This window comes from Oleiphilus sp. HI0132 (assembly GCF_001635845.1).
In genome coordinates this window covers 1-996 of the sequence record NZ_LWGJ01000266.1, presented here as the reverse complement: position 1 = coordinate 996, position 996 = coordinate 1, and the positions used below count along the sequence as shown (strand labels likewise).

Annotated in this window: 1 protein-coding gene; it reads right to left on the bottom strand. The window is 45.9% G+C overall.

The features are described from left to right. Nucleotides 1-72 precede the first annotated feature (72 nt). Nucleotides 73-690 (bottom strand): GTP cyclohydrolase II, encoded by a 618-nt coding sequence (ribA, locus tag A3766_RS03250; RefSeq protein ID WP_068508589.1) that lies wholly within the window; start codon nt 688-690, stop codon nt 73-75. Between the last annotated feature and the right edge of the window lie 306 nt (nt 691-996).

The window sequence follows — 996 nt, the reverse complement described above, 5'->3', positions numbered from 1 at the left end:
CGGTTTAGATGCAGAAGGAATTGAACAGAGCATCTTGGCGCTTAGCAACCGAAAAGCAATCGAAAACGCCAGTTAGTCCGCTGGCGCATCATCGTCCTGATGGTCGCGCAACCAATGGCCTAATTTGCTCGCCTTGGTCGAAAGGTAACCGTCATTATGCGGGTTACGGCCAACCTGAATTGGAATTCGCTCGACAACCGAGACTCCACCACTCTGCAAAGCTTTTACTTTTCGTGGGTTATTGGTCATCAGCTTCAGCTCCTTAACACCCAAATGTGCGAGCATGTCATAACAAATCGTGTAATCTCGGAGATCTGCCGCAAAACCTAACTTTTCATTGGCCTCAACCGTATCAGCACCTTGGTCTTGTAACTGGTAGGCACGAATCTTATTTAATAAGCCGATACCACGACCCTCTTGACGTAAGTACAGCAATACACCACGACCTTCATCAGCAATGCTTTGCATCGCCTGCTCTAACTGGTAACCACAGTCGCAACGCATACTAAACAAGGCATCGCCAGTGAGACATTCAGAATGCGTTCTCGCTAATACAGGAGCACCGTTTGAGATATCCCCTAAGGTCAATACAACATGCTCCTGACCAGACTCCACCTCTTCAAAGCCATGCATATCAAACACGGCAAAAGGCGTTGGTAAACGGCATGTTTCAATAAAGCGAACTTTCACAGACGATCCTCTTGGCACAAACTAAAAAGGCATACTAAGGGCTTACAAGCAAGCATCCAAACAAGCTATAAGACCTGCAGGGCGCGCATTGTATCACATTCTGACAAGCGAGCTTAACTCGAATGTAAATTGAAACTGTCTTTTCCGCGACAAATTAGTGAATTCAAACTTACATAACTTGAAAGCCCCGAAAGCAGCTGCTCTAATTAGCCTCCCAAAGATAATAAGAACTAAGAAAATGAACCTATACGAAGAGCGTATTCTTCCACATCTGATCAATGCTGCCTGCACCTCTCCCCCTATTCA